Annotated in this window: 1 protein-coding gene and 1 pseudogene; one reads left to right on the top strand and one right to left on the bottom strand. The window is 63.3% G+C overall.

Translation table 11 applies throughout. The features are described 5' to 3' along the window. A pseudogene (locus BLX42_RS03460) lies at positions 1–76 on the bottom strand (response regulator); the annotation flags it as partial. 241 nt (positions 77–317) lie between these two features. Between BLX42_RS03460 and gshB the strand changes: the two are divergent. Then, positions 318–1,271 (top strand): glutathione synthase, encoded by a 954-nt coding sequence (gene gshB, locus BLX42_RS03455; RefSeq protein ID WP_039602037.1) that lies wholly within the window; start codon positions 318–320, stop codon positions 1,269–1,271. Positions 1,272–1,494: the final 223 nt, after the last annotated feature.

Raw genomic sequence — 1,494 nt, 5'->3', positions numbered from 1 at the left:
CACCGAGCAACATCTGCGCAGTGCGGCGGATCGTGCGTGAATCGTCGATCACCATCACCTTCAGGGGTTGTTCCATAGATGCCTACCAGAAAAAATTGAGCTGCAAGATGCAAGCGTCAAGCTGCAAGAAAAGGCGGACTGGCACATGGCTGGCTTTTCTTGAGGCTTGTAGCTTAAGGCTTGCAGCTCATTTTTAGCACACTCCGGGTGGCCATTCCATCTACCGCGCCCCTTGACCCGCGGCGTTCGCGGCGCCACCCTGAGCCACTTTTCTTTCGATTCGTCGCGGCTACCCGCCGCCAAGAGGAACCACCCCCATGAGCGTTCGCCTCGGCATTGTCATGGACCCCATCGCGTCCATCTCCTACAAGAAGGACAGCTCGCTGGCCATGCTGCTGGCCGCCCAGGCCCGTGGCTGGAGCCTGTTCTACATGGAACAGCGCGACCTGTACCAGGCCGAAGGCAAGGCCCGCGCGCGGATGCGCCCACTCAACGTGTTCGCCGACCCGGCGCGCTGGTTCGAGCTGGGCGAAGAGCAGGACAGCCCGCTGGCCGAACTGGACGTGATCCTGATGCGCAAGGACCCGCCGTTCGACATGGAGTTCGTCTACAGCACCTACCTGCTGGAGCAGGCCGAAGCCGAAGGCGTGCTGGTGGTCAACCGCCCACAGAGCCTGCGCGACTGTAACGAAAAACTGTTCGCCACCCTGTTCCCGCAATGCACGCCGCCTACCCTGGTGAGCCGCCGCCCGGACATCATTCGCGCCTTCGCCGCCCAGCATGGCGACGTGATCCTCAAGCCCCTGGACGGCATGGGCGGCACCTCGATCTTCCGCCACCGGGCTGGTGACCCCAACCTGTCGGTCATTCTCGAAACCCTGACCGCGCTGGGCGCCCAGCAAATCATGGCCCAGGCCTACCTGCCGGCCATCAAGGACGGCGACAAGCGGATCCTGATGATCGACGGCGAACCGGTCGACTACTGCCTGGCGCGCATCCCGGCCAGCGGTGAAACACGCGGCAACCTGGCCGCAGGCGGGCGTGGCGAAGCACGCCCTCTGAGCGAGCGTGACCGCTGGATTGCTGCCCAGGTCGGCCCGACCCTGCGTGCAAAAGGCCTGCTGTTCGTCGGCCTTGACGTGATCGGCGACTACCTCACCGAGATCAACGTCACCAGCCCGACCTGCATCCGCGAGATCGACGCGGCCTACAACACCGATATCGGTGGCAAGCTGATGGATGCCATTGATCGCCAGTTGAAGGCGCGCTGACCGCCGACGCGGAGCAAAAGCGCAGAGTGGGGTATGATGCGCAGCCGCAAGCTTCAAGCTGCAAGCCGCAAAAAAAGCCGGCCTGCACCAACCTGCCCTTACTTGCAGCTTGCGGCTTGTAGCTTGTAGTTGACTGTGGATACCTGATGACGCTGCCCGCCGACATCCCCGCCGACCTGCTTCCACCCCGCGTTCGCCCGGTGGACCGGCTTGGTTTTACCCT

The sequence above is a fragment of the Pseudomonas sp. SG-MS2 genome, assembly GCF_009933855.1.
Classification (GTDB): Bacteria; Pseudomonadota; Gammaproteobacteria; order Pseudomonadales; family Pseudomonadaceae; genus Aquipseudomonas; species Aquipseudomonas putida_E.
The sequence above is the reverse complement of the archived record's forward strand: the minus strand, read 5'-3'. Positions and strand labels throughout refer to the sequence as shown.